The sequence below is a fragment of the Psychrobacter immobilis genome, assembly GCF_904846285.1.
Lineage (GTDB): Bacteria > Pseudomonadota > Gammaproteobacteria > Pseudomonadales > Moraxellaceae > Psychrobacter > Psychrobacter immobilis_D.
In genome coordinates, this window is record NZ_CAJHAD010000020.1 from 39,014 (window position 1) to 63,994 (window position 24,981).

The 24,981-nt window shown below is 42.0% G+C and carries 19 protein-coding genes; 10 read left to right on the forward strand and 9 right to left on the reverse strand.

All coding sequences use genetic code 11. The features are described from left to right. Nucleotides 1-50: 50 nt before the first annotated feature. Nucleotides 51-944, reverse strand: coding sequence for an IclR family transcriptional regulator (locus JMX13_RS11030; protein WP_227686295.1), 894 nt, complete (start codon nucleotides 942-944; stop codon nucleotides 51-53). A gap of 123 nt (nucleotides 945-1,067) precedes the next feature. Between JMX13_RS11030 and maiA the strand changes: the two genes are divergently transcribed. Continuing rightward, nucleotides 1,068-1,706 (forward strand): maleylacetoacetate isomerase, encoded by a 639-nt coding sequence (gene maiA / locus JMX13_RS11035; RefSeq protein WP_201612558.1) that lies wholly within the window; start codon nucleotides 1,068-1,070, stop codon nucleotides 1,704-1,706. 87 nt (nucleotides 1,707-1,793) lie between these two features. Here the strand turns inward: maiA and JMX13_RS11040 are convergent, their stop codons facing one another. Further along, nucleotides 1,794-2,039 (reverse strand): hypothetical protein, encoded by a 246-nt coding sequence (locus JMX13_RS11040; protein WP_201612540.1) that lies wholly within the window; start codon nucleotides 2,037-2,039, stop codon nucleotides 1,794-1,796. Between the two features lie 452 nt (nucleotides 2,040-2,491). Between JMX13_RS11040 and dinB the strand changes: the two genes are divergently transcribed. From dinB to infA, 7 genes are all read left to right on the forward strand, one after another. Further along, nucleotides 2,492-3,577 (forward strand): DNA polymerase IV, encoded by a 1,086-nt coding sequence (gene dinB, locus JMX13_RS11045; RefSeq protein WP_201612541.1) that lies wholly within the window; start codon nucleotides 2,492-2,494, stop codon nucleotides 3,575-3,577. A gap of 175 nt (nucleotides 3,578-3,752) precedes the next feature. Further along, nucleotides 3,753-5,003 carry a tRNA preQ1(34) S-adenosylmethionine ribosyltransferase-isomerase QueA gene (gene queA, locus JMX13_RS11050; protein WP_201612542.1) on the forward strand — a complete coding sequence of 417 codons (1,251 nt, stop codon included), beginning with the start codon at nucleotides 3,753-3,755 and terminating at the stop codon, nucleotides 5,001-5,003. Between the two features lie 198 nt (nucleotides 5,004-5,201). Continuing rightward, on the forward strand, nucleotides 5,202-6,698 hold the full coding sequence (locus JMX13_RS11055) for a FimV family protein (protein WP_227686296.1): 1,497 nt from the start codon (nucleotides 5,202-5,204) through the stop codon (nucleotides 6,696-6,698). A gap of 57 nt (nucleotides 6,699-6,755) precedes the next feature. Continuing rightward, nucleotides 6,756-8,261: a FimV/HubP family polar landmark protein gene (locus tag JMX13_RS11060; protein ID WP_201612544.1), complete on the forward strand. Its 1,506-nt coding sequence runs from the start codon at nucleotides 6,756-6,758 to the stop codon at nucleotides 8,259-8,261. A 194-nt stretch (nucleotides 8,262-8,455) separates the two neighbouring features. Then, nucleotides 8,456-9,556 (forward strand): asparaginase, encoded by a 1,101-nt coding sequence (locus JMX13_RS11065; protein ID WP_265088411.1) that lies wholly within the window; start codon nucleotides 8,456-8,458, stop codon nucleotides 9,554-9,556. A gap of 78 nt (nucleotides 9,557-9,634) precedes the next feature. After that, the gene (gene truA, locus JMX13_RS11070) at nucleotides 9,635-10,489 is read left to right on the forward strand and encodes a tRNA pseudouridine(38-40) synthase TruA (RefSeq protein ID WP_227686297.1); all 855 of its coding nucleotides are present in this window, start codon (nucleotides 9,635-9,637) and stop codon (nucleotides 10,487-10,489) included. A gap of 163 nt (nucleotides 10,490-10,652) precedes the next feature. Continuing rightward, nucleotides 10,653-10,874 (forward strand): translation initiation factor IF-1, encoded by a 222-nt coding sequence (gene infA, locus JMX13_RS11075; RefSeq protein ID WP_010199824.1) that lies wholly within the window; start codon nucleotides 10,653-10,655, stop codon nucleotides 10,872-10,874. A 253-nt stretch (nucleotides 10,875-11,127) separates the two neighbouring features. On the opposite strand, the gene JMX13_RS11080 is transcribed toward infA, so the two are convergent. From JMX13_RS11080 to leuC, 5 genes are all read right to left on the reverse strand, one after another. Beyond that, nucleotides 11,128-12,249: a L,D-transpeptidase family protein gene (locus JMX13_RS11080; protein WP_201612545.1), complete on the reverse strand. Its 1,122-nt coding sequence runs from the start codon at nucleotides 12,247-12,249 to the stop codon at nucleotides 11,128-11,130. Nucleotides 12,250-12,670: 421 nt separating this feature from the next. Next, nucleotides 12,671-13,774, reverse strand: a complete 1,104-nt coding sequence (gene leuB / locus JMX13_RS11085) for a 3-isopropylmalate dehydrogenase (RefSeq protein WP_201612546.1) — start codon at nucleotides 13,772-13,774, stop codon at nucleotides 12,671-12,673. A gap of 183 nt (nucleotides 13,775-13,957) precedes the next feature. Then, a complete protein-coding gene (locus tag JMX13_RS11090) occupies nucleotides 13,958-14,725 on the reverse strand; it encodes a hypothetical protein (protein ID WP_201612547.1) in 768 nt (255 codons plus the stop codon). Nucleotides 14,726-14,968: 243 nt separating this feature from the next. Then, nucleotides 14,969-15,619 carry a 3-isopropylmalate dehydratase small subunit gene (gene leuD / locus JMX13_RS11095; RefSeq protein ID WP_201612548.1) on the reverse strand — a complete coding sequence of 217 codons (651 nt, stop codon included), beginning with the start codon at nucleotides 15,617-15,619 and terminating at the stop codon, nucleotides 14,969-14,971. Between the two features lie 54 nt (nucleotides 15,620-15,673). Next, on the reverse strand, nucleotides 15,674-17,092 hold the full coding sequence (leuC, locus tag JMX13_RS11100; protein WP_201612549.1) for a 3-isopropylmalate dehydratase large subunit: 1,419 nt from the start codon (nucleotides 17,090-17,092) through the stop codon (nucleotides 15,674-15,676). Nucleotides 17,093-17,465: 373 nt separating this feature from the next. Here leuC and JMX13_RS11105 point away from each other — a divergent pair, with 373 nt between their 5' ends. Next, complete coding sequence (locus JMX13_RS11105) at nucleotides 17,466-18,338, forward strand: LysR family transcriptional regulator (RefSeq protein WP_201612550.1); 873 nt, start codon at nucleotides 17,466-17,468, stop codon at nucleotides 18,336-18,338. Nucleotides 18,339-18,855: 517 nt separating this feature from the next. Beyond that, on the forward strand, nucleotides 18,856-20,355 hold the full coding sequence (putP, locus tag JMX13_RS11110; RefSeq protein ID WP_201612551.1) for a sodium/proline symporter PutP: 1,500 nt from the start codon (nucleotides 18,856-18,858) through the stop codon (nucleotides 20,353-20,355). 107 nt (nucleotides 20,356-20,462) lie between these two features. Here the strand turns inward: putP and JMX13_RS11115 are convergent, their stop codons facing one another. Both JMX13_RS11115 and JMX13_RS11120 read right to left on the reverse strand, forming a co-directional pair. Beyond that, the gene (locus tag JMX13_RS11115) at nucleotides 20,463-22,016 is read right to left on the reverse strand and encodes a porin family protein (protein ID WP_201612552.1); all 1,554 of its coding nucleotides are present in this window, start codon (nucleotides 22,014-22,016) and stop codon (nucleotides 20,463-20,465) included. A gap of 139 nt (nucleotides 22,017-22,155) precedes the next feature. Then, the coding region (locus JMX13_RS11120) for a transferrin-binding protein-like solute binding protein (RefSeq protein WP_201612553.1) at nucleotides 22,156-24,981 on the reverse strand (2,826 nt) is incomplete at its 5' end.

Consider the following 24,981-nt stretch of genomic DNA (forward strand, 5'->3'; position numbering starts at 1 on the left):
AAACCCTTACCTTATTAATTAGATAAATTAATTAGCTAGGCGAGTCTTGGCTACGCTATTTGATAACGCTGCGCGATGGTTAGTATTTTCTCAACCACATTATGTTGCTCACTCATTGGTAACTGCTCTGTGGTGCCAATAATAGTGATGGCATGTTCTAATGGCAAATTGTCAGCAGATGACTGGTCATTAACTGATGAATTATTATTGGAGGACTGAGTAACGGTGCTAAGCTGCGGTACGATAATAGGAATGGTGATGGCATTGATACCCATGAGCATATCACCAGTGACCGTTGCGTAGCCTTGGGTACGAATCTTAGCTTGTAATTGGCTGAAATTCTGCCATTTTTCTGCGATGGCAGATTGATTGTCTTTCTGCCATTCAGCTATCACCAATGGCTGAATAATGGCATCTGGCTGATAGCTAGCAAATAGCTGCCCTGTCGCCGACGTCGTCAATGGCATACGGGAGCCAATTCGAGTAATGATACTGATTGGACTATCTGGCTCAACAGACTGAATGATAATCGGACCTTCACTAAACCATTTGGCAATCTGCACGCCGCAATTTAGCGTATCTTTAATCTCATTGGCAATATGGGTTAGCCGCTCCAAGATATTATTTTGATTAAACCCAGTACGCCCTAATGCTGCCAGTGCATTAACGCGCACGCCAAGTCCATAACGCCCATCGCTGAGCTGGCGCGCATAACTTTTTCGGATAAGACTGACCAAATAGCGATGACACTTGGCTGGATGCATTTGTATCGCTTGAGCAATGTCTTTTAGCATCATAGGCTCATTATGATCAATAAGGACGTCTAATACTGATAATCCAATTTCAAGTGACTGTACGCCACCTTGGTTTTTAGTGGTTGTCGTAGAATGGTCTGTCAGGTTTTCAGATACTGGCATGTTTTGCTCAATCAATGGTTTACTCACGGAAATTTCATAACAATACGACTTAACAATACTTATCTTTGATTATATAACATAAGCGTGCTATCAATAATTATACCCATTTATGGCACCAACAACCTACCATTATAAAGGGAATTCATAATGATGAAGCTATATAGTTACTTTCGCAGCGGAACATCACATCGCACTCGTATCGCGTTAAACCTTAAAGGTTTGGCGTATGAGTATATCACTGTTAACTTGGCAGAAGACCAACAGCTTGAGTCAGCATTTAAAGCTATTAATCCACAAGGGTTGGTGCCTGTATTAAAAGCAGATGATTTGCTGCTATTTCAGAGCCCCGCTATCTTAGAGTGGTTGGAAGAGGTTTATCCTGAGACGCCGCTATTGCCTAAAGACGCCGCTGGTCGTATGAAGGTACGCGCGCTAAGTGCCATGATTGGCTGTGATATTCATCCCATTAATAATCGTCGTATTTTACAATATCTGCGTAATGAGCTGTCGATAGACGAAGATGAAGTTATAAAATGGTGTAATCGCTGGATAAATGAGGGTTTTTCGGCGTTAGAAAAACGCTTGGCACAAGATAACAGCCGTGGGAAATTTTGCTATGGCGACAGCCCTACTTTTGCAGATTGCTATTTGATTCCGCAAATCTCATCGGCAAGGCGCTTTAAAGTAGATTTAAGTATTTATCCCAATATCGCCCAAATTGATGCACATTGCCGCACACTTAAAGCCTTTACAGATGCTGACCCTATGGCTCAACCCGATGCAACCTAATGCACTAAGCGCTTAATATTGACAAAAAAAATAGCCTCTATATTAGGAGGCCATTTTTTATAAATGAGTGCTCGCGTAAGATGTTACTCAAATTTTCATCTCATGCTGCGTAACTGCACTTATTTTAATAGGTACCGCAAATAGCCAAGGTGTGCCGCAACTACAATAAAAGCAGCCGTTTTTAAAGGATACGATATAAGCGGTAAAATCGTTACCACAATGATCCATCATTGCCTGCTCATCACTTTCATCATCTACCGCACACCAGACTTGTTTATCACCACGCTCAAGTAGCGCACGCGTCAGATCGCTTCCTGTTATCTCACCATTCATGTCAAGCTCCTTAGCTATACTGCACCATCACTAAACTAACTGGCTTTTATCCTTGCTCGCTCCCTGAGCATGATATGAGCTATAAAAATATTTTTTCTGCTGATAAATAAAGGCAAAAAAATATTACCCATTTATTTAACCGATATTGACTTCATTAGATACAGTATTGTAAAACAATAGCAGCAAAACTGTAACATATAATAGTATTATCCCTGATAGATGGTAGGGATACGCTGATGAATGGTAATAAACACTTAGCAGAATCAATTAATATATTATTAAGCGTCTTTAGTATCTTAGTTTACATTGCTTGTTTTCTGTTTAATGAGATTGCATTACCATCATAAACCATTTTAAACATACTGAAAGACACTAAAACGACAGATGATAAAATTAAAGGTTTGGAATCAAAGCATTAAAAACAAGGTATAAAATCAGGTAAAATAGTGGCTATGACTGCTCCTACTAAACCTAGCCTTCGTAAAATTATTCATATAGACATGGATGCCTTTTATGCCAGCGTAGAACAGCGCGACTTTCCTGAGCTGAGCGGTAAGCCGTTAGTCGTCGGTGGCGACCCAAATGGTCGCGGGGTGGTTGCGGCGGCCAGTTATGAAGTACGTAAATTTGGTGTACGCTCCGCTATGTCGTGTTATGAAGCACGCAAACGTTGCCCCGGCGTCATATTTGTCAGACCACGCTTTGACGTTTACCGCGCGGTCAGTCAAGATATACGCCGCATTATGCACAGTTTAACCCCGCTTGTTGAGCCTTTGTCGTTAGACGAAGCCTATCTTGATGTGACCGCACTAAGCGCGCATCATGGCTCAGCCACGCTAATGGCAAATTGGCTAAGAGCGCAAATTTTGGTGCAGACAGGACTCAATGCCTCTGCGGGCGTGTCCTTTAATAAAATGCTCGCCAAGATTGCCTCTGATATCAATAAACCCAATGGCACGGCGGTTATCACGCCAGCAGATGCCGATGCTTTTATTAGCTCATTACCCATTGAGCGTTTTCATGGGATTGGCAAGGCAACTGCTAGGCGCTTACATGCGATGGGTATCAGTAACGGTGCTGACCTGAGGCGCACGCCTGCTGCCCTGTTAGTCAATGAATTTGGTAAGCGTGGACAGTTTTATCATGACATTGCTCATGGCCGTGACGAACGCCCCGTTAAATCGCAGCGTATTCATAAGTCGGTTGGTTCCGAGACCACTTTTAGAGACAATTTAAGCCGCGATGATGAGCTACGCATACAAATCTATGAACAAAACGCCGATGCTTTTAAGCATTTGCATAAAAAACAGCTCATCGCCTATACCATTACCCTTAAAATCAAATACGCCGATTTTACCCAAGTCACGCGCTCACATACCTTATCTACTGCTTTTGATAGTGCCGAATCTGCCCACTACTGGCTTGATAAGCTGTTTTTAGATATTCCGCGACTATTGCCTATCAGGCTAGTCGGTGTGACTTTCTCTTCGTTAACGCCCGCTACTCAAATTTTGCCTCAGCTCAATTTATTTGAATAAAGTCGTTCAACCTTTCTAAGCGAAGCCACGACTTTTCCAGATTCCAAATATTATACTTAGGCTATTTTGATTATTTGTCTTTATTTATGAATGGTAAGCGCTTAGGAAACCGTTCTTTCATATCCGCATTTCTGCTACAATTACATCAAAATTCCTATCTATTAAAATACCGACTATGACTGACTCTCAACCTATAAACCGAGATTTTAATCTTGGTAATACGATTAATAACAGCGCTGATAAAAGCCTAAATAACGATATTAATAAGAACGATGACGTTTTAGAGTATCTTAGCGTTGATGATTACGATTATGAGCTACCAGACAGCTTAATCGCTCGTTATCCATTGGCACAGCGTTCGGCATCAAAGTTGCTATATTTAGCTAAAAATACGCAAAAAAATAATGACAGTCAGATTTTAGACAAACAATTTTCTGAGCTACCTGACTTACTAAATGCAGGCGATTTAATCGTCTTTAATGATACTAAAGTTATGAAAGCGCGCTTGTTTGGGCAAAAAGATACTGGCGGTAAAATTGAAGTACTTATTGAGCGTTTGGTTGATTTCTCAAACTTAGATAGGGCAGCTCTGCATTTACAAACGACAAATGGCGAAATCGTCAACCAAGAGCACATAGCCCTTTGTCATGTTAAAGCCAGTAAAGCACCCAAACTTGGGCAACAGTTGCAGATTGCTGATGGTCAGATGCACGCTGTGATGATTGGTCGCCAAGAAAATTTATTTATTTTGGCTTTTGAGGCGCCTATCCTGCCTGACTTAGAACATTATGGTGAGCTGCCTATTCCGCCCTACTTTGAGCGCCACGCCGATGCGACTGACAATACCCGTTATCAGACGGTTTTTCATGATCCAGCCAAACTTGCCAGCGTCGCAGCGCCGACAGCCAGCTTACATTTTGATGAGCTCGTATTAGATAAGCTTGCCACAAAAGGTATTAACACTGCTTTTGTTACCTTGCATGTTGGTGCTGGTACCTTTGCCCCTGTAAAAACAGACAACTTGCTCAATCATACCATGCATAGCGAATATGCTCACCTGCCCCAAGCCACCGCTGATCTCATTAACCAAACGCACGCTAATGGTAAGCAAGTGATTGCGATTGGAACGACGGTCACTCGAGTACTTGAAACTGCGTATCAAAAAACGGTGGTCAATGGACAAGCACTTTCTAGTTGGGCGGGTGATACTGATATTTTTATTTACCCTGGGTTTAAGTTTGGCGTGATAGATAAATTGCTCACTAATTTTCATCTACCAAAGTCTACGTTGCTAATGTTAGTCTCAGCCTTTGTAGGTAAAGCAGCCATCGAACAAGCATATCAACATGCTATTAATACCCAGTATCGCTTTTTCAGTTATGGTGATGCGATGCTGCTTGATAAAAAATTAAATTTGCCAGCGTAAACATTAAGCAAACAATTCATGTATTGTTGACAACAGCAGTGAAATAAACTGGTAAACTAAACGCTATTTTGTTATAACACCACAGATAACTCTCATTTTAAAGGGCTGCACATGTCTTGTCACTTATCTCATCGCCTGACTATGGTACATCGATCAGTATCAATGGCGCTGCTTTATTCAGTCGGCTATGCAGCTCTTATGTCTAATGCACAAGCAGCTACCATTGGTAAGACAGTCATTACTTCGGCGCAGCACGAACCACTAGCCGCTAGTATAATAGTCACTGACATTAAGAGCACTGATTTTTCAGCAAGTTTGGCGAACTCTAGCATTTATCAGCAAATGGGCTTGACACCAACTGACTCAATGACAGTTCGTTTCCAACCGACGTCAGCCACTAGCGGACAAGTTTTTATCACGACCACCAAACCTATTTCTCAGCCTTTTGCAGATGTTGTTTTAGCGATTAATGATGGTACTCAGCGTAATGTTATTCCTAAGACGTTATTGATGCCTCTGAAAGACAGCTTACCAGTTACACCTCAAGATACCGTTACTGCAGCAAAAAAACCTAACTTACCTGTGATTTCTACGACTAATGCGCAACCATTAATCGTTAAAAAGGGCACGCCTCCACCGTTGTTATTAGCACCTACAGTGGTCATTACACCCGCCACGCAAAGTAATACGATGGTATATTCTCCTAATCGCTTAGACAATAATCTCTTAAATAACGATGCAACAGGGAGTCTAGGTAACAATGGATCTTCTACTAGTTTTATGAGTCCGAAATTCGATACATTAAATATTAATATTACCCGTCAGATACAGCCTAACAAGGCAAGCAACACTAATATGATCGCTGCTACACCTATGGCAACAATAGCAGCCAATCCTTTGTTAACATCGACTACTAAAAACGCTTCCAATGAAGCCGCTACCTATAGCAATACCTCATCGAACCAAATCACCTCCGAGCAAACCGTATCATCTAGCAATCTATCTACGCTAGGTTCCAATGATAAAAGAGTTATGAATCTTGACAATAACAGCAGTGGCTCAGACTTCAATTACACAGTACAGCGTAATGATAATTTATGGATTATTGCTCAGCAAATCGCAGATAAGAATAACCTTGATGTACAAATCGTGATGAATGAGATTCAAACACAAAACCCCAATGCATTTATTAATAAAAATGCCGATCAGCTAAAAGCCGATGCTCAGTTAAGTCTACCCAAATATGATGTCGTGCCATCACAAAAAAAGCTACAGGCCGCTATCAGTGAGCAAAGAAAGTATAATAGAAAAGCAAATACATCAATAGTTAAAAAACCTGCTGCATCGAAAGCTGCCCCTAAAACAAAAACCGAGAAAGCTCAAGCGGTAAAACGCACCGAGAAACCAGCCATAAAGAAAACGCAAAAACTACCAACTGCTCAGTTTTCTGTTCTTGCTCCTGGTCATGACGGTAGCGCAGATGGTACTAGAACTAAGGCAGGTATGGCTACGGGTAATGGGCTTAGCACAGATGTTTTAGATATCCTGAAGTCATCTCGACAAAGTACCGCCGACCAAGCACAGCGTTTGTCGAAAACCAACAGCACGCTTAACAGCTACACTAAAAAATTGCAATTACAAAACCAAAAACTGGCGGAGCTACAAGCTCGTCTCAAAAAACTACGCAATCAATAATTGCCTAACTGATCAGTATACTTTACTGCAAAAATGGTCACGGGCGCAGGAGTAACTATGGACAACATGCTATATATTATTGCCGGATTGGTATTTATTCTACTAATAGCGGTATTATTGATACGTAAAAACAAAGCGAAAAAACCATCAGAACAGCCACTTATAAATGCTGAGAAAAGCACGCTTAAAGAAGCCTCTACTTTAGCAGAAACCACTACTGACAAAAAATTTAACCACATTGAGATTGCTCAACGCTTCATGGATCAACAGCGTTACGATAAAGCCATTGAAACACTCAATCGCGGTCTCACTGAAATTCCTAATGATAGCCAATTATCCCTTAAGCTGCTTGCCGTATATGCCACGATAGATCAATCTGATAACTTTAATAAAGTCTATGATTCTATTAAAGCTCATGCTGACGCAAAAAGTATTGCTCAAGCTGATGAATTAAAAGCCTTGTTGACTGAAGAACAAAATCAAGCAGCCATACGCGCTTTGCCAGCTGATAATGACCAAGACGTGGGCTTTGAAAGTATTGATTTTGATATACCGGCAAATAAAGTTGAAAGTCAACACTCAGCTGTCGATGTCGATTTTGAAAAAGATGCTAGTCAGACTTCTGCTTATAGCAGCGACTTAGCAGATAGCTCTAACACTACTTTAGAGACTTCTAATGATTTCGATAATATTGAGCAAGCTTTTGAGCTCAGTCTGGATGACTTACAAGAAGATAGTAGCGAGCCGGCCGTTACTAGCACGACACCTATTACTGAGCTAGATATCACTGATGAAGAGGTAAATAGTAGCGAAAGTGCCAGTGAAACCGATTTTGATTTCGACTTAGCAGAATCGCATGATACTTCTTCAAAAGCGCCCATCACAACTCTATCTAATGATTATTCTAACGACATTATATTAGATGATAATGAAGATTTCGTTTTAGATTTAGCGGATTTAGAAATTCAAACTATTGATGAAAATGTCAATAATGAAATCGCTACAGAAGCCACTCTAATAGAGCAAGAAGATTTTACATTATCTCTTGACCCTAATGCTAACAGTGATGCTATCGATACCTTTGCTGTAGCAGAGACAACGCCTTCAAGTGAAACCCCTGTTTTTATCGCAGACGATTTTGAAGATTTTATTTTTGACGACAATGAAGCGCAAGAGACGAATGAAGCGATCCATGAAACACCAACCACTGTAGTGTTCGATGACACCACCTTAATCGATGATGATTTTGACTTTGGTTCTTTGTCAGATGCTCCAACAGCGACGACGCCAGTTGACCTTGCAAGTGAAATTGAAAGCAACGTTGATAGTGAAGTTATTGCTGAGCATGAGATTGAAAGCGCAGAAGATTTCTCATCACGCTTTGCCGCTGACTTTGATTTTGTCAAAACGTTAGACAGCAATCAAGTCACTTTAGACCTAGCCGGTCAGTATGTGCAACTGGGTGAATATGATAGTGCCAAACGCTTACTTAATGAAGTTATAAGCCAAGGTACGAGCGAGCAACAAAGCCAAGCGCAAACATTATTAGATCGCACTGCGTAAAGAGTAGCACTTTCTCTTATCAGCAAGTATTCTATTATTATAAGAATACTTGCTGATTTTTTTTGCATTGAACCTTTATAATATTTATTATTAAGTTATTATTAAGCGTCCTATCATTACTCATTATTTTTGCTAGAACGCTCTAAGACTTAGCCTCGTTTTCTTCTCACAATTCTCTTTAATGCGCCTATACTATGCCTCCCTCTGCTATGATAAAAACACTCTCAGATCCTATTCGACTCATTTATGCTGGTGGTACTTTTGGTAGCTACGGGCGACCTTTGGCACCGTTATCCGCAGATATTTTTTTACCGACCTTACAGCAACTACTGGCTGAGCCAGATAATGCTAATAATCTGCCTCAGGTTTCATTGCTTGATAATGCTTTAATTAAAGATAGCAGCCAACTTACCGCTAACGACTTTGTACATTTTTACCAGCTTTTGCTAGCGGCTTATGCACAAGGCGACAGGCGTTTTGTGCTTATTACTGGTACGGATACTTTGAGTTATTTGGGGGCGTTTTTAGCAGAGGCTTTTGCGGGTAGTGATATTTGCGTGGTCGTTACAGGTAGTATGCGCCCATTATTAGATAGTGAGATATTACACTCCTACGCGATTGACACTCACAGCGACGCTTGGGACAACCTTACCGACTCATTAAAACTGGCAGCAGCTGGTGAGTCAGGCGTAAAGATTAGTTTCAGCGGTGAGTCTTGGCCTGCGCAAACAGTACAAAAAATCCATAGCCACGATTTAATGGCATTTACCGGTCACTCTCGAGCGGCATATCCTGCCAATAGTTATATCAAAAGCTTACCAGATACCCGCCGCCAACATTGGCTAGATGATCAGCAAGAATTGGTTAGCAATATTGAAGCTCGCGCTAAGCACGCACGTATTCATGCTTTATATTGCTTACCAAATGATACTGAGGTAATGAGCGATCAGTTACAGGCATTAATATCACAGCCGCCTTGTGGAATTATCTTATTGGGTTTCGGCGCCGGCAACGTTCCTTATTCGCCAGCGCTAGCAAAGTCATTAGAGCTAGCTTATGAAAATGGCCACATGGCGGTATGCGCTAGCCAGTCGCCATTTGGCGGGGTCAGTGATAATTATGCGGCGGGAAGTTGGCAATACGATTATCACGTGATTAGTGGCGGACGTTTAACGATTCCTGCTATCTATGCACGGCTGTTATGGCTATTACTGCGTTATGATAGTCCGACAAGACGCCGTCAGCGTTGGCTCAACAATGTTAATCAATCTGGCACTACTATCAAAAAACGTTAGACTAGCGTTGAATATACTTACTTTATAAGCGCCAATACTGGAATATAAGTACCAATACTAAAATGTCCAATACCAACCATGTCCGAGATTAACATGCCCGAGATTAATAACATCGAAGCTAAAGCTCCTCCACTCTACACATTAGCAATCGCTATTGAGTTTTTGGGTACGCACTATCATGGTTGGCAGCGGCAACGAGAAGTATTGGGCGTACAAGAAGCGTTAGAGACAGCTATTGGTAAAGTCGCTAATGAGGCAGTAGAGGTCATCGCGGCTGGTCGTACCGATGCAAGCGTGCATGCCAGCAATATGATTGCCCATTTTACAACGCGCGCCTATCGTCCTACTAACAACTGGCTTCGCGGCGTCAACAGCTTATTACCTGATGATATCGCCCTACGCTGGATACAACCGATGCCTGACGACTTCCATGCCCGTTTTGGTGCCATTGCTCGTCGGTATCGTTATATCACGCTCAATCAAGCCCAGCGCCCTGCTATTTTGAATCATCAAGTGACTCACATTTATGAGCCGCTGGATTTAGCAGCGATGCAAGTAGCGGCAGCCGATATTGTTGGTACTCATGATTTTAGTAGCTACCGTGCCGCTGCCTGTCAATCTAATCAGCCCGTCCGCTCTGTCAGTCATGCAAAGCTCTTTGCCCACGGTCAATTTATTGTTTTTGACATTCAAGCAGATGGATTTTTGCATCATATGGTGCGTAATTTGATGGGCACGCTATATGCGATTGGTAGGCACGAGTTAGAACCAGCAGACTTTTTGAAGATTTTGACTAAAAAGGATCGCACGATAGCGCCGCCTACCGCTTCTGGTGATGGGCTTTACTTTATTAACGCCTATTACCCTAAGCACTTTCAACAGTTACTGCCAGATGCACCTTTAACGCCTGTTTGGCTCAATCTACCCGACTAATTTAATCCAAGCGGGCATAGTGTTTATCTACTACAGCCCCTCATTAAAAGATAACATACATATCACTTACAAGCTGTCAAGCAAAAATCAGGTTCCGTATTGCTTTAACCTGCTAACTTACGTATAATATGGGCTTATTTTAAATTGATTGATGATATAAATTATGGCAAAAGACGAGATTATTGAATTTGAAGGCGAAGTTATTGATACCCTTCCAAATACATTGTTTAAAGTTCGTTTAGAAAACGGACACGAAATCATTGCGCACATCTCAGGTAAGATGCGTAAGCACTATATTCGCATTTTGACTGGCGATAAAGTTAAGGTCGAGATGACGCCTTATGACTTATCGAAAGGTCGCATTACTTACCGTGGTAAAAACTAAATTCTTATTGGCTAAAATGGTTATAAAAGCATGCTTATAATGCTTGAGTGGTTTAACTGATAATAATAATGATACTGCTAACCTACTCATTATTGCCTATCATATTTTAGTCTAATAATATTTATTTTAATAATACTGTTTTTTGCTTTTACCATAAAAAATACCGCTACTTCTAGCGGTATTTTTTTGTTTCTATTTTAAAATCTAAACGTTTAGTTGTATAAAACTTAAACCCTTTACACACAAGTACGTATTATTTAAACTCAACGGTTGCGCCATTTTGAATGACACCTAGCAGCGCAAGCGCATCCCAGTTCGTTAAACGTATACAACCTGCCGATGCTTGGCGGCTGATACGAGCAGGGTCAGGTGAGCCATGAATGCCATATGATGGCTTACTAAGTCCTATCCATACTAATCCTACTGGATTATTAGGACCTGGTGGCAAAATAGACTTGCTGCCATTTTCTGCTGTATAAGTATAATTAGGCTCGTGTACCTTTACTTCTACCGTATGCGTCCCTGTTGGTGATGGCGTTGCCGTACTGCCTACCGTGGTCGGATAACTGGCAACTAAGTTATTTTTATCATCATAAGCGTATAACGTTTCAGTAGCTTTATCAGCAACGACTCGACTGACTGGTTTAGTATTAGGATTACCAGGATTATAAACGGTAATGGTTTCGCCTACCGCAAATTTAGCGTTTGGATTAAGTGCTTTAAGATAGTTTTCACTGATATGAAATTTTTCTGCCAAACCTTCAATGACCGTTTCATAGTACATCCCTTCCAGTTTGGCTTTGGCTTCTGCGCCTGCTGGAATGGTTATAGTTTTGATATTAACATCTGCATCAGTAAGCTGATAGCTCACTAACACTGGTTGCTGCATTAATTTATCGTTTTTGGTTAATGCTTGCCAGGTCTCAGTATTTAACGTATCAGTCACTGCCAACCCATTTGACATTTGAAAAGCTTGCATCGCTTTACGAGAATTCTTGCCCCAAGAGCCATCTACTGGACCAACACCATTTTGGTTCCAGTTCAACAAAGCTTGTAGCTTAGTACCGACATTACGATCGATTTTAGCGCCTTCCTTCCAAGTAGATGCATTTATCTTTTGCGCGACTGCTGGCAGATTTTCTGTCGTATATTTAATAGTAGGTAACAGCTTATTTAAAGATACAGCTGTCTTGCTTTTACCGGTAACCTGTTGACTCACACCATTAGTCACTGGACTTATATCACTAGTATTGCTAGCTGTAGTTTTATTGGCGACATTTGCGTTGTCAGTCGCAGCAATACTTTGATTCATAAACAAAACTGTTGATAAACCAATCGCTGCTATTGCCGCACTGATTTTCGTTAATTGATACATATAACACTCCTAATTTTTAAATGATATTTTTATTACTCTTAAATTTTTATAATTTTCGAAAACATTATTTACTCAAATGACTACTTTTACAGGTCGATATTTAGATAAATATAAATACCTATATATCTTTAATTAGCTAGGTTATTCATCTCAATTACAAGTGACCTATGTTGCCACACGCTTTTGTAGGCTTATAACGGCATTGTGTTAATAAGCGTCTTACAATGCAGCGTCTGTGTTAAAACAAAGGTCTTTATACAGCTTTATAGTGAAAAGCGTTAACAATAATTTTGTATAACAGCAAGATGTATAATAAAGAGCACATAAAAACCCATAAATTGCTCGGCAACTTATGGGTATATAATGGTAGGTTTACTATTGTCAATATTTAATAAGGCAGCTCATGTTAAGTCGATATCAATTAGAGCAGTTTTGCCAATACTGCCTGCCCCATCTCTTGACAACCTACTTGTTTGAGGCCTGTTTCGCTACGATCTAGGATATCAATGGTACGTAAACCATCGTCAAGCACATCACTGACTGCTTGCTCAATCGCTTGCGCAGCTTCTTCTTTCTTAAAGGTATAACGTAGCATCATCGCCACAGATAAAATGGTCGCCAATGGATTGGCTTTATCTTGACCAGCGATATCAGGCGCTGAACCATGGCAAGGCTCATACATACCTTTACCCGCCTCATCTAGGCTTGCTGAGGGTAGCATACCAATAGAACCAGTCAACATTGCTGCTTCATCAGATAAAATATCACCAAACATGTTGCCGGTGACCATCACATCAAACTGCTTAGGGTCTTTAATCAGCTGCATACAAGCATTGTCCGCATACATGTGCGATAACGCCACATCGCTATAATCCGCTTGCTGCATCTCAATCATGGTCTGCTTCCACAGCTCAGTGACTTCTAAAACATTGGCTTTATCTATCGAACAAATCTTGGCTGGCGTACCTGCTGCTTGCGCGCGCGTTTTTGCCAATTCAAAAGCGACTTTACCGATACGCTGAATCTCACTGGTGCTATAAACCATGGTATTATAGCCTTGCTGCTCACCATTTTCTAGGGTACGAATACCACGCGGCTCACCAAAATAAATACCACCTGTTAGCTCACGCACGATTAGCAAATCTAAACCTGAGATAATCTCAGGCTTGATGCTTGAAGCATTAACAAGCTGCGGGTAAAGTTTTGCCACACGCAGATTGGCAAACAAACCAAGCTCACTACGGATTTTAAGCAGACCTCGCTCAGGGCGTTTGCTACGCTCGATAGCATCCCACTTAGGACCACCAACCGCACCTAATAACACTGCATCTGCTGCACGCGCGCGCTGTAACGTTTCGTCGGGTAGTGGTTCACCCGTTGCATCAACCGCCACACCGCCGATTAATCCAGACTCAAGAGTTAATCCCAAATCAAACTTATTATTAACTGCTTCGAGCACATCAATGGCTTGAGTCATGATTTCAGGGCCGATGCCGTCGCCTGCTAATGTTAAAATCGTTGCCATACTAATCCTTGTGGGTAAATGGGGAAGTAAGTTGTTGTTTATGGTATTGCTAGTTATATTATTGCTAGAAAGGCTTGTAATAGCCTGTTAAAAAACAACTTCTTGAGCAATGAGCTGCACAAGAAGTCGTGGTCTATCCATCTAGATGAGTTTTAAGTTGTCAATATTTTAGAAATCTATTTATCAAGCTTTCATTTTTACTTTGTTTTTTGCTGGTGGCTTTGATGGCGACTGAGAAGGTTCAGCTTTAACCACACGGGCTTCTACAAACTCTCCTTCATGCTCAGTTCCGACCTCTTTACAAAAACGGCGTTGGACATTATTGCCTTGATATAGCTCAACACATAACGGCTCTGGTGAAGCACTATCAAGCAAACTACCTGAGTTTGCGCTAGATTTTTTTTGATAAGCACGTAGCTGATACGTACCTGCTTCAGCAAAGTCATGAATCATCGCAAACCGCTCGACATAGCCCAAATTATTTTCTGGATAGAAATTTATTTGCACTTCACGTTTTGCAGGTTTTACCCGCGCATAATAATTGGTTAGCCCAGGCATAGCAGACGCCGACAAAGGGACAATTTTAATCGCATTTTTATGAATGAGCGGTGACATGTCCATACTCATTGCCGCTGTCCCATGCTTATTAACCGTGCGACTTTTACTGTCTGTATTCACGTTTTGCATCGCTACCAACATGGCAGGATTGATAGGTTCATGAGTATCACTGCCTATAATGCGCGTCTGATCAATGCGAGCAATTTCGCAGTGATAAGTCCCCACGCAGGCAATATTTACTTCACCGGCGATAGGGGTGATTTTTCCTGTCCAGACCTTGGCATTTTGCGCCGTTTCTATTTGTTGATAACCCGTCAATGCCTGACAGCCAGATAATAATAAGCTTGCGGCAATAGCGGTGCTTGTCAATATAGCAAAACGTGTTTTATTCATAATGGCGGCTACTATTTATAAGGTAAAAAATACAATAAGATAAAAAATAGATTACCATTCATTTTAGCCACTTAATTGCCATAACTCAACGCTGTATTAGCGCTGAGCGCTTTTATATATTGAATAAGTTTATATTGAATAATATTTTTCTATTGGAGGTTTTTTATCAACCTTATTATGAAAATTTTTATGATTCAAAACTTTGCTGTAAAAGGCTTTATTGTCAAAAGCTTTTTTTAAATATCAGGCTCTGACATCATTAAATATCCAAGGTGTTTTTTGCATCATTTTATGCTCATAGTCTTTAATAGCATCGCTTTGCTGCAAAGTCAGCCCGATATCATCAAGACCATTTAGCAAACAATGCTTACGAAACTCATCGACTTCAAAAGCGTACTCTTCACCAGTTGGTGTAATGACCACTTGGCGCTCAAGATCAGCTGTCAACTCATAGTCTTCATTGGCAAGCGTCGCTTTCATCAAGGTATCAACGATGGCTTCATCCAAGACGATTGGCAGCATGCCATTCTTAAAGCAGTTATTGTAAAAAATATCAGCAAAGCTTGGTGCAATAATAGTACGAAAGCCATATTCTGAAAGCGCCCAAGGTGCATGCTCACGGCTTGAACCACAACCAAAGTTTCTGCGTGCCAGCAATATAGTCGCGCCTTGATAACGGGGTTTATTCAAGATAAAATCTGGGTTAAGAACGCGAGTGCTATTGTCTTGACCCGGATAACCTTCATCGAGATAACGCCAATCATCAAATAAATTGACGCCAAAACCGGTACGCTTAATAGACTTCAAAAACTGTTTGGCGATAATTTGGTCGGTATCGACGTTTGCGCGATCGAGCGGACAAACGATACCGGTTTGAGTGTTATAAGCTTGCATAAGATTTCCTATCAAATATATTTATTATTGATAAATAAAGCATAAGGTCAAAGATTAAAACGTGCGCACATCGACAAAGTGACCAGCTAATGCAGCAGCTGCAGCCATCGCTGGGCTGACCAAATGCGTACGACCACCATTACCTTGACGTCCTTCAAAATTACGGTTAGACGTTGAAGCACAGTGCTCTTGTGGCTCAAGCTTATCAGCATTCATGGCAAGGCACATAGAACAACCCGGCTCACGCCACTCGAAACCTGCCTCAGTAAATAAGGTATCCAAGCCTTCTGCTTCTGCCTGCAATTTCACTTGCCCAGAACCGGCCACGACAATGGCTTCTTTAATATTATCGGCAACTTTACGACCTTTAATCACAGCTGCTGCATCACGTAAATCTTCGATACGTGAGTTGGTACACGAACCAATAAAAATACGATCAAGCTGAATATCGGTAATTTTTTGCCCAGCTTCTAAACCCATATAGGTATAAGCGCGTAACCAGCCTTCTTCTTGCGCTTCATCAACTGCTTGATCTGGTGTTGGCACCGACTGAGTAATATCCACGACCATTTCAGGAGAAGTACCCCAAGATACTTGCGGGGCGATCTCGCTACCATCCATCTCAATCACGGTATCAAATACGGCATCATCATCTGAATAAAAAGTGCGCCAGTAAGCTTCCGCTTGCTGCCACTGTTCTTCACTCGGCGCATAAGGACGACCTTTGACGTAATCAATAGTCGTATCATCGACGGCAACCATACCGACGCGCGCACCCGCTTCAATCGCCATATTACAGACCGTCATCCGACCTTCCATGCTCATGTCTTCAAATACTTGCCCAGCAAATTCAATCGCATGTCCTGTGCCGCCAGCGGTGCCAATTTTGGCAATAATGGCAAGCACCACATCTTTTGATGTCACGCCAGCACCAAGTTTACCGGTGACCCGAATTTGCATATTTTTTGATTTCTTTTGAATCAAACACTGAGTTGCTAATACATGCTCAACTTCTGAGGTACCGATACCGTGTGCCAAGCAGCCTAATGCGCCATGAGTAGCCGTATGTGAATCACCACAAACTACTGTCATACCAGGCAAGACCAAACCTTGTTCAGGACCGACCACGTGCAGAATACCTTGACGGGCATCATTAATGGTAAATTCAGCGATATTAAACTTGGCACAGTTTTCATCCAAGGTTAATACCTGCAGGCGCGATACCTTATCTTTAATACCAGCCACGCCTTCTGAACGCTCTTTAGTGACCGTTGGGACGTTATGGTCTGGGCTTGCGATATTAGCCGACAGACGCCACGGCGCACGATTGGCAAGCTCCAAGCCTTCAAACGCTTGCGGGCTTGTCACTTCATGCAGCAAATGGCGGTCGATATAAATCAGGCTCGAACCATCATCACGCTTGGTGACTTCGTGAGCATTCCAAAGTTTGTCATATAACGTTTGACCGGCCATACTGCTATCCTTTTTAGTTGCTAATGACTTAATATTTCACTTGCTTACTCGGTGTAAGCAAAAATTTTGTTCAATATTTGATTATATCAACGGCTGATTATCTATATTCTGACTATATATACAGTTATGCATTCGCCTCATACTTAGATATTTATTGTTGCAATGAACTTTTAAAACAAGGGTAATGCTACTGATTACCAAATTAATAAAATAAATATGTGACAATACGTCTTGATGTCTTGTGATTATAGCAGGCTAATCCTATAATAATAATTGATGATTTTTGCATAGTCACAAACTTTTATTTCTAATTCATTATGATTAGGCTAGCCAACTTTTATTTATAGCTCGCTACGTAGCTAAGGACATCGGTGTGAATACCACAAATTTGACAACATTTGTCACTGTTATGCAAACAGGCAGCATTTCAGGTGCAGCAGAAAAACTGTTTATTACTCAGCCTGCGGTCAGTAAACGCATCAAAAACTTAGAAGATGAATTTAACATCACCTTATTTGATACAGTCGGGCGCGGTATTGTACCGACTCAAGCCGCCAGTGAGATGTTACCTCACGCCAAACGTTGGCTTGAAGATTATGAAAACTTTAAAATAAACCTCCAGCATTCGAAGCATATCGTATCCGGTAAACTCGTTATCGGCACCAGCCACCATATCGGCTTGCACCACCTCGCCCCTGTGCTCAAGCATTTTATCCAAGCCTATCCTGCGGTACAACTAGAAGTACATTTTGTCGATTCAGAAACGGCTCATAAAGCGGTACTCGATGGCGATTTGTCATTGGCATTTTTAACCTTGCCGCCCGTCTATGATAAGCGTTTGACCTATCATACTTTATGGTCAGATCCGCTCTACTTTATGACCGGTACTTTATCACCTTTGGCAACCAAGTCTAATGTGACGCTTGAGCAATTAGCGCGCTACCCTGCTATTTTGCCGTCTGCCAATACCTTTACCAGTCAGATTACCTTAGCGGAATTTGCTAAGCATAATCTAAAACCTTATGCCACCATGAGTACCAACCCATTAGAATCTATCCGGATGTTGGTTTCTGTAGGACTTGGCTGGTCGGTACTACCGCAAACCATGGTCAGTCAAGATTTAGAACGTATTGATATGGCAGATAATATTGAATTGCAACGTTATTTGGGCGTGGTTATCAACCCAAAACTCACGCAATCCAGCAGCGTGACCGCATTGTTAGATTTGCTTGCTCCAATTGATTAAACATTGAGCAAGCGATTTTAATTATTTGCCAACAGAGATATTTATTCGATAAATTAGCGCGTTCGCATTTGTGCCACTCATACGTTATAATATGGCTGACGTTGTTTAGATAACATTAATTTACCTTAACCACACTGATAATTATATATTGAAGACTTCTAGTAATATATGATAGTAACCAGTAGGTTGAATGGTTTTAAATGATTGGTTATATAAACGACTGATATTTATAGATGATGAGCAGATGCGAGCAATGAAAATATAAAATTGAACTATGTATTGCCGCTTGTGTTTCATCATGACTTTATAAGTATCAGCCCTAGAACAGCATCAATCATATAAAACTAATAGAAGCATTTGAATAAAAGCCATTATGTCCTACTTAATGGCTTTTTTCGTCTTCAGATTTTTTATCTTGAGATATTTTGAGATATGGTTTTTAAGCAACGTCTTGTAAGACTTAATTCTTCTCGTTAAAAATAATGACAGCCAACTATGTTGGTTAAGGACAGTTTATATGAACGGAGTTTCTAGTGGCGTGCTGATATCACTCGGCGCCTATTTCTTAGTGATGATTGGTATTGGAATTTATGCTTATTTTAAGCAATCAAACGATACTGAAGGCTATATGCTTGGCGGTCGTAATCTAGGTCCCGCTGTTACGGCACTATCAGCAGGTGCCTCAGACATGTCAGGCTGGTTATTACTCGGTCTACCTGGTTACATGTATGCTGATGGTGTGGTCAGTATATGGATTGCCCTTGGTTTAACCTTGGGTGCCTTTTTAAATTATATCATCGTAGCGCCGCGTCTTCGTGTTTATACCGAGGTCGCTGACAATGCCATCACTTTACCTGATTATTTCGCCAACCGCTTTGAAGATAAATCACACATGTTACGTGTCATTTCTGCTGTGGTTATCATTTTATTCTTTACTGTCTATACCGCAGCAAGTTTAGTCGGTGGCGGTAAACTTTTCGAAAGCTCGCTTAACCTTTCTTATAGCACTGGTTTGTGGGTTACGGCTGGTGTGGTCGTCGCTTATACGCTATTCGGTGGTTTCTTAGCCGTCTCAATGACGGATTTCGTACAGGGTATCATCATGCTGTTTGCGATGGTTATCGTACCTGTCGTTGCCTTTACTGATCTTGGCGGCATTTCAGCTACGACTGAGGCGGTCAGAAACATCGATCCGAATCTACTTAATGTCACCAGTGGCATGACCGTCCTTGGCATTGTCTCATTGATGGCTTGGGGCTTGGGATACTTTGGTCAGCCGCATATTATCGTGCGCTTTATGGCTATTCGCTCAGTTAAAGATATACCAACGGCACGTAACATCGGTATGAGTTGGATGATTGTAAGTTTAATTGGTGCATTGATGACTGGTTTTGCGGGTCGTGCTTATGTACAAAAAACAGCGATGACCTTAGAGGATCCTGAAACCATCTTCTTAGTATTTACACAGTTCCTGTTCACACCTCTCGTTTCAGGTTTCTTATTAGCCGCTATTTTAGCCGCGATTATGAGTACGATTTCCTCACAACTACTCGTCGTATCAAGCTCATTGACTAAAGATGTTTATAAGTTGTTCTTTGATAGAGACGCGCCAGAAGCACGCCAAGTAATGGTCGGTCGACTTTCAGTTATCGTGGTCGCGGTCATTGCCATCTTATTGGCTTCAAACCCGGAAAGCTCGGTACTGAGCTTAGTATCTAACGCTTGGGCAGGATTTGGTGCCGCATTTGGACCCTTAGTTATCTTCAGTCTCACATGGCGTCGTATGAACCGTAATGGTGCTGTTGCTGGTATGGTTGTGGGTGCATTGACTGTCATCTTATGGATTTATGGTCCTTTCCAAATGAATGGTGTCGCCTTAAACAGCTGGTTATATGCGATTGTTCCAGGCTTTATCTTAAGTACCATCGCTATCTTTGCAGTAAGTATCATGACTGGCGGTCCAAAACCTTCAGTATCTGCAAAGTTTAAAGAGATGGAAATGAACTTAGATAAATAAGCACTATTTATTCACTATTTTATTACCAAAAAACCTCGCTAATTGACGAGGTTTTTTTAGTATCAGCATTTGGTATGTCGTATATGTATTTAATTAAACCTATTTGACTAAAAGGTTTTGGTTAATAATACCGTCGCTGATTTTTCATCACGATCGTCATAATAAGCAAAGTTACTAGAAGTTGTTTCATAATCAAATACCAATCTTGGCGTTAATCCAAGTACAGTAAAATCGCGCTTCCATACTTGCAGACCTAGCGAGGTAGTTTTGTCTTCTCTTCTTGAGCCTATTTCTCCGCCTACAGCATTATAGTAGGCATTTAGACCATTACTACCAACTTCAAAAGTATCGGCTGGATTGTCATATTCTTTTACTGCATAACCGACCGATGCTAGGGTCGAGATACCGCGTTTCCATTCACGACCCCAGCCGACATTCACTGAGTTACGATCATAACTAATAATGCTCGATTTGGGCACATCATTCTGATAGTTACCTAGCCCACCATAAAAATACTCTTTAGCGTCTTTGATATAAAAAGCATTTAAGCCTAAGAACTGACCATCTGTCTCACGATTTTTATTATCATCATCTTCAAAAGTCTCTTTAGACAAGATGCCTGTCGCAGATAGCTTAAGCTTCGGTTTAATCCAGCGCGAGCCACTAACAGTCACGCCTTTTCGTAAGCTATATGCCTCTTCATCATAATACCGTTTAGTTACAAACGGCGTGAGAGAGATATCATTTTTGGCATCATCATAACCGACCCCAGCGGAGGCAGTAAATAGATAGTCGTTATAATCAGTTTCGTCCCAAAAGGCTTTTAACGAGGCATTACCACCCACGGTCGCATAAAAGTTATCAGGTAAATTAAAGCGTTTGTTTGCGCTGCCTGACACCTGAACACCGTTGGCTGACTTTTGCTCTACTGAATCACCGAGTCCTGACTGAATCGTCTTCGAAGGCGCATCGTTGATATTATCGTCTCTTACGTAGCTAGCAGAAGCATCAAAGCGCCAGTCTTCTACATTATCTACATGCAATAATGAGCTTTTCACCGCTGCCATTACGGGGGCTGGTAAGTCAACCGCTTGTAGTTTACGTAGTTGTTCCTTTGCTGCCGCATATTGTTTATCAGCCAACATCGCCAAAGCCATATTTAAACGGACAGGGTGGAAGTCTGGATCTGTTGCTAGCATATTGCGGTAGATAGCAATCGCTTGCTTATTTTTGGCTTCGCTACGATAGACCAAGGCATCAGCAAAATTGATAAGCATGGGGTCATTATTTTCTAGTGCTTTATAATGTGGCAGTATTTGCTTAACAGTCTCCATATCTTGCGCGGCTAAGGCATCATTTAAAAACTTACTAAAGGCGACTGGATTGGCTTTTAAGGTTTCTAAATTATAAGCAATCGCATCTGCCAATTGTTGACGGCTTCTAATAGCGTTCTGTGCTTCTGTGTCAGAAATAGCGGTCGAAGGTGCGGTAGGATTTGAGACCGCTGTTTGATTTTCGCGTTTAAGTAATTCAGTGGCTTGGTCATTAGCGGGCTGATTTAAGCCAAGCTCTGTTTCTGCTGCCATGGCAGGTAGAGAAACCGCCATCATTGCTAGCAAAATAGAAGTGGTGAGGGTTTTGCGCATATATTGATTATTCATGGGTATCCTTACCTAAGTACGATCGTTGATTTTCCAAACAATTTTCCAAACTTAATCATCCTAAGGGATTTTAATAATTTAAGCGAGAAAAAAAGCGCCCTAGGACGCTTTTTTCTTTGCTTTATAGAGTCATGTTACTTTATTGCTTTGTAGCGCCAAAGGTACCTTGGAAGGTGGTACCCGTTCCTGGATCAGTACCCGTTCCTGGTACATTACTACCTGGACTGTTTAGTGCTTCTTGGTAGATACCACCTAGGAATTTAGCATCTTCACCATAGAATCCACCAGCGGTTGCAACTTTATTCGCCGCATTGGTTCCAGCAAAGGTGTTACCACTAATATTAGCAGTGATACCAATGTTTTTATTACCGTCAAAGGCTAAGTTACCTGTTAGTGAGTCATTGACAAAGTTAACGTCAAACGCGGAAGTACCATTCAACACTAGGTTCATCGGTTTGCCATTGGCTGCTAGATGCAAGTTGTCTGCATAGGTGGCGACACCAGTGTATTTGACCATACCATCATTGATACCGTTATCAATGTTGTATTGAGACAACTGTTTCATGTAATCCATGTCCGCTTGCGCTGTGCTGTTACCAACCACGTAGACGTTGGCATAACGTGACTTGATACCGGACGAAATACCTGTACGTTTATCTAGATCACCATAGACATGACCGATCTGCATCTGTGATTCAAAGTTCTTGTACACAGATTGATACGGTAGCGTCAGATCAGCAGTTGGAGAAATAGCAACTCCGGTGTTCACATTTTTCCATAACACTTCGTTCGTCGCTGCAGACTTTTTAAAGCCAGTAGTGCCGGCAACGGCAACGTCATTAGCTCTAACGGTAGTCAGGGTAAAGTCTTGTTTGGCAGTATTAAACTTATTAGGCTTAACGATATCAAGACGGGCTTCGATAGTGTTATAGGTTATATTATCGACACCATTGTCTTTAATCATAGTAGGTGCCATGTCTTCACCACTACCGGTCGTAGTAGTATAGGTCTCTTTGTCTGTGACAAATTGACGGAAGCCGATAGCGTTACTAGTACCCAAACCTGATTTACTACTTAAAGTGTTGCTCATGATACCAGTGGCATCTCCATTGGCAGCGGCTCCTGGGTTAGCTGGTGGTGGCGGGGTTTGATCAACCTCATTCCCTTTGGTTGCACCATAAGTACCTTGAGCACCATTACCTTCGTATACACCGCCTAGATACTGACCATTGTCTCCGTAGAATCCACCTTCAGTGTTGTAGCCTGCATTGTCTGCCGCTGCACCTGAGAACTGATTACCTGTGATGCCAGCAGTTAGACCAATGTCACCTGCGGTTGCAAAGCTTAATGTGCCTTTTAGGTTTTTGTTGACGAAGTCAGCGGTGAATACTGATGTGCCGTATTCAATGCTGTTACCAATACCGTTAGCACGGTTGGTTGCATCACCTGCGTAGTTAAAGACACCTTCGGTTGGCATGTTTGCTGTTGCATTACCAATGACGGCAACACCATCTACAGGTAAGTCAGCACCAAGTATGGCTTCGGTACTTGCTACACCATTGATGTGACCAACACGCATCTCACCACCAAAGTCTTTGTAGACTGAAGTATAGGTTAGTGGTATCTGAGCGTTGTTTACGGCTTCACTACCTTGGATAATCGCTGAGTCATCAACGTTGCTCTTGTAACCGTTCGCAAGATCAACATCAGCATTGCCTGAGACAAAGATTGGAACGATTGGTAAAGCACCTTGTGATGCAGTGTCTGCTCTGGCATCTAGGTTGTTACCGTTGTCATAAACGTCAAAGACGCGAGTGCTAGTGACAAAGGTGTCGCCAATGTTGATGGTCTGAGCACCACTCTTAGTCGATTTCTCTCCGCGCTCGCGTACTGGGGGCTTTTCAGGCTCAGGTATGACCTCATTCCCTTTGGTTGCACCATAAGTACCTTGAGCACCATTACCTTCGTATACACCGCCTAGATACTGACCATTGTCTCCGTAGAATCCACCTTCAGTGTTGTAGCCTGCATTGTCTGCCGCTGCACCTGAGAACTGATTACCTGTGATGCCAGCAGTTAGACCAATGTCACCTGCGGTTGCAAAGCTTAATGTGCCTTTTAGGTTTTTGTTGACGAAGTCAGCGGTAAATACTGATGTGCCGTATTCAATGCTGTTACCAATACCGTTAGCACGGTTGGTTGCATCACCTGCGTAGTTAAAGACACCTTCGGTTGGCATGTTCGCTGTTGCATTACCAATGACGGCAACACCATCTACAGCTAAGTCAGCGCCAAGTATGGCTTCGGTACTTGCTACACCATTGATGTGACCAACACGCATCTCACCACCAAAGTCTTTATAAACCGAAGTATAGGTTAATGGAATTTTAGCATTACCTACCGCTTCACTACCTTGGATAATCGCTGAGTCATCAACGTTGCTCTTGTAACCGTTCGCAAGATCAACATCAGCATCGCCTGAGACAAAGATTGGAACGATTGGTAAAGCACCTTGTGATGCAGTGTCTGCTCTGGCATCTAGGTTGTTACCGTTGTCATAAACGTCAAAGACGCGAGTGCTAGTGACAAAGGTGTCGCCAATGTTGATGGTCTGAGCACCACTCTTAGTCGATTTCTCTCCGCGCTCCCGTACTGGGGGCTCAACTGGACCAGTATCTCCGCCACCAGGACCTGTTGCACCTGTATCGCCTGTTGCACCTGTATCGCCTGTTGCACCTGTATCGCCTGTGGCTCCAGTATCGCCTGTGGCTCCAGTATCACCTGTGGCTCCAGTATCACCTGTTGCACCCGTATCACCTGTGGCTCCAGTATCGCCTGTGGCTCCAGTATCACCTGTGGCTCCAGTATCACCTGTGGCTCCAGTATCACCTGTGGCTCCAGTATCGCCTGTGGCTCCAGTATCACCTGTGGCTCCAGTATCGCCTGTGGCTCCAGTATCGCCTGT

Coding starts and splice junctions, on each gene's coding strand:
- JMX13_RS11115 (WP_201612552.1), bottom strand. CDS start 22,016: ATGAATAATCAATATATGCGCAAAACCCTCACCACTTCTATTTTGCTA.
- leuC (WP_201612549.1), bottom strand. CDS start 17,092: ATGGCCGGTCAAACGTTATATGACAAACTTTGGAATGCTCACGAAGTC.
- leuB (WP_201612546.1), bottom strand. CDS start 13,774: ATGGCAACGATTTTAACATTAGCAGGCGACGGCATCGGCCCTGAAATC.
- JMX13_RS11065 (WP_265088411.1), top strand. CDS start 8,456: ATGCCTCCCTCTGCTATGATAAAAACACTCTCAGATCCTATTCGACTC.
- JMX13_RS11090 (WP_201612547.1), bottom strand. CDS start 14,725: ATGAATAAAACACGTTTTGCTATATTGACAAGCACCGCTATTGCCGCA.
- infA (WP_010199824.1), top strand. CDS start 10,653: ATGGCAAAAGACGAGATTATTGAATTTGAAGGCGAAGTTATTGATACC.
- JMX13_RS11060 (WP_201612544.1), top strand. CDS start 6,756: ATGGACAACATGCTATATATTATTGCCGGATTGGTATTTATTCTACTA.
- JMX13_RS11080 (WP_201612545.1), bottom strand. CDS start 12,249: ATGTATCAATTAACGAAAATCAGTGCGGCAATAGCAGCGATTGGTTTA.
- maiA (WP_201612558.1), top strand. CDS start 1,068: ATGAAGCTATATAGTTACTTTCGCAGCGGAACATCACATCGCACTCGT.
- leuD (WP_201612548.1), bottom strand. CDS start 15,619: ATGCAAGCTTATAACACTCAAACCGGTATCGTTTGTCCGCTCGATCGC.
- JMX13_RS11040 (WP_201612540.1), bottom strand. CDS start 2,039: ATGAATGGTGAGATAACAGGAAGCGATCTGACGCGTGCGCTACTTGAG.
- JMX13_RS11055 (WP_227686296.1), top strand. CDS start 5,202: ATGTCTAATGCACAAGCAGCTACCATTGGTAAGACAGTCATTACTTCG.
- putP (WP_201612551.1), top strand. CDS start 18,856: ATGAACGGAGTTTCTAGTGGCGTGCTGATATCACTCGGCGCCTATTTC.
- truA (WP_227686297.1), top strand. CDS start 9,635: ATGTCCGAGATTAACATGCCCGAGATTAATAACATCGAAGCTAAAGCT.
- dinB (WP_201612541.1), top strand. CDS start 2,492: ATGACTGCTCCTACTAAACCTAGCCTTCGTAAAATTATTCATATAGAC.
- queA (WP_201612542.1), top strand. CDS start 3,753: ATGACTGACTCTCAACCTATAAACCGAGATTTTAATCTTGGTAATACG.